General features: G+C 63.1%; 2 protein-coding genes. One reads left to right on the forward strand and one right to left on the reverse strand.

Annotated features, from left to right (window positions below; translation table 11 throughout):
• Positions 1 to 555, forward strand: a 555-nt coding sequence (locus EN925_RS30350) for a J domain-containing protein (protein WP_245487349.1), incomplete at its 5' end; no start/stop codon positions are given.
• A 66-nt stretch (positions 556 to 621) separates the two neighbouring features.
• On the opposite strand, the gene EN925_RS30355 is transcribed toward EN925_RS30350, so the two are convergent.
• Positions 622 to 2,790, reverse strand: a complete 2,169-nt coding sequence (locus EN925_RS30355; RefSeq protein ID WP_127369851.1) for a malate synthase G — start codon at positions 2,788 to 2,790, stop codon at positions 622 to 624.
• Between the last annotated feature and the right edge of the window lie 183 nt (positions 2,791 to 2,973).

Below are 2,973 nucleotides of genomic sequence, written 5' to 3' on the forward strand. Positions count from 1 at the left end.
GTCGGGGAGCCCGCTATGTTCGTTGACTACTACGAAGTTTTGGAAGTCAGCCCGAACGCCAACTCGGAAACGCTGGAGCGCATATTTCGCTATTTTGCGATGCGCTATCATCCCGACAATCGCGAAACCGGCGATGAAGCCCGCTTCAGTGAAATCGTGGAAGCCCACAACACGCTCAAGGATCCGGTCAAACGCGCTCAATACGACATCGCGTATAGGGACCATGCCGGCCTTCGCCGCGAATTGACCGAGGAAGCCAGCAACAGCAAAGGCATCGAGCGGGATGTCGTGATCCAGGCCAGGCTGCTGTCGCTGCTTTACGCGAAGCGCCGGCACGACGTCAGCAATCCCGGGATCGGGGATGTGGAGCTCGAACGCCTGTCAGACTGTCCGCGAGAGCATCTCGAGTTTCATCTCTGGTATCTAAAAGCGAAGGGCTGGATAGCAAGAGTGGAAAACGGGACGATCGCGATTACGGTGGAAGGCGTCGATAGGGTCAACTCCGAACACCGTCGCGATCCCACCATCCGGCTCCTGGACCATACAGCTTCCTGACGCCTCACCTCCGGAGGAAGTCAGGCCGAAGACCTGCCGCCCCATTCACGGCAGGGACTGGCCTCTTCAGCCCTGCTGCGCCTTCAGTTCCAGCCGCCGCGCGTGCAACACCGGCTCCGTATAACCATTCGGCTGTTCGCGGCCCTTGAACACCAGGTCGCAGGCGGCCTGGAAGGCGATGGAGTTGTCGAAATCGGCGGCCATCGGGTAGTAGAGCGGATCGCCGACATTCTGCAGGTCGACGATGGCCGCCATGCGGCGCAGCGAATCCATCACCTGGATTTCGGAGCAGACCTTGTGGTGCAGCCAGTTGGCGATGTGCTGTGAGGAAATACGCAGCGTGGCGCGGTCTTCCATCAGGCCGACATCGTTGATGTCAGGCACTTTCGAGCAGCCGACGCCCTGGTCGATCCAGCGCACGACATAGCCAAGAATGCCCTGCGCGTTGTTGTCGAGTTCCTTCTGGATATCATCCGGCGACCAGTTCGGCCGCACCGCGACGGGCACCGACAGGATGTCGTCGAGCCTGGCCTTGGGCCGGTTCTTCAGCGCCGCCTGCACGGCGTGAACATCGACCTTGTGATAGTGCGTGGCATGCAGCGTGGCCGCCGTCGGCGACGGCACCCAGGCAGTGTTGGCGCCGGCCTTGGGGTGGGCGATCTTCTCGACCAGCATCGCAGCCATCAGATCCGGCATCGCCCACATGCCCTTGCCGATCTGGGCGTGGCCGGCCAAGCCGCATTCCAGCCCGATGTCGACATTCCACGCCTCGTAGGCGGAAATCCAGGCGGCCTGCTTCATGTCGCCCTTGCGGATCATCGGGCCGGCTTCCATCGAGGTGTGGATCTCGTCGCCGGTGCGGTCGAGAAAGCCGGTGTTGATGAACACGACGCGCTCCTTTGCGGCGCGGATTGCCTCCTTGAGGTTGACGGTGGTGCGCCGCTCCTCGTCCATGATGCCCATCTTGATGGTATTTTTCGCCATGCCGAGCAGCGCTTCGACGCGGTCGAAGATCTCGACGGCGAAGGCGACTTCGTCGGGCCCATGCATCTTGGGTTTCACGACATACATCGAGCCGGCACGGGAATTGGCGCGGCGGCCGTTCGGCCCGACATCGTGCAGCGCGATCAGCGCCGTCATCGCCGCATCCATGATGCCTTCCGGAACCTCATTGCCGTCGCGGTCGAGGATCGCCGGGCTGGTCATCAGGTGGCCGACATTCCTGACCAGCATCAGCGAGCGGCCGGGCACGGTCAGCGTGCCACCGGCGGGCGCGGTGTAGGCGCGGTCGGGATTGAGCTTGCGGACAAAACTCTTGCCGCCCTTGGTGATCTCTTCCGCCAGGTCACCCTTCATCAGGCCGAGCCAGTTGCGGTAGACGACGACCTTGTCTGGCGCATCCACCGCCGCGACCGAATCCTCGCAGTCCTGGATGGTGGTCAGCGCCGATTCCAGGATGACATCGGCGATGCCCGCCGGATCGGTGCGGCCGATCTGGTTGTTGCGGTCGATCACGATCTCGATGTGCAGGCCGTTGCGCACAAGCAGCACGGCATCGGGATTGGCGGCATCGCCGCGATAGCCGACGAATTGCCTGGGGTCGGCCAGCGTCGTCGAGCCGGCGCCGGCGCTCAGCCGCAAGGCACCTTGCGCCAGCGACAGGCCATTGACGCCGGCCCATTTGCCGGACGTGAGCGGGGCAGCCTCGTCGAGAAAGGTCTTCGTCCAGGCGACGACCTTGGCGCCGCGCGCCGGATTGAAGGCTTTGCCCTTTTCGGCGCCATCCGTTTCGGGGATGGCATCGGTGCCGTAAAGCGCATCGTAGAGCGAACCCCAGCGCGCATTGGCAGCGTTGAGCGCATAGCGCGCATTCATCACCGGCACGACCAGCTGCGGTCCGGCAACATCAGCAATTTCCGGGTCGACATTGTCGGTCGACACGCTGAAGGCCGGGCCTTCGGGAACGAGGTAGCCGATCTCTTTCAGGAAGCCCTTGTAGGCCTCCATGTCGACCGGCGCGCCGTGATCGCGATACCAGCCGTCTATCTGTTCCTGGATGGCGTCACGCTTTGCCAGCAGCGCCCGGTTCTTCGGCGCCAGATCATGGACGATGGCCGAAAAACCGTTCCAGAAGGCGTCCGCTTCGATCCCCGTGCCCGGCAGCGCTTCCCTGGCCACGAACTCATGCAGCTCGCGGGCAATCCGCAATCCGGCGATCTCGATGCGGTCGGTCATCAGGCTACTCCAGATGAAAGGCTTTGCGGGCCTTTGGCATGTCAGGTTTGCCGGGTCAATTCAGCTTAGGGTGAAGGTGGCGTATTTCGCCGCGTCGCTCAAACCGCAATGCGCGGCCTTCCCGAGGCCACGGCCACGACATGCGCCTCGATGAACATGCGCTGGGCCTCGACGGTCGAGACC

It is taken from the genome of Mesorhizobium sp. M7A.F.Ca.US.006.04.2.1 (assembly GCF_004022915.1).
GTDB lineage: Bacteria > Pseudomonadota > Alphaproteobacteria > Rhizobiales > Rhizobiaceae > Mesorhizobium > Mesorhizobium ciceri.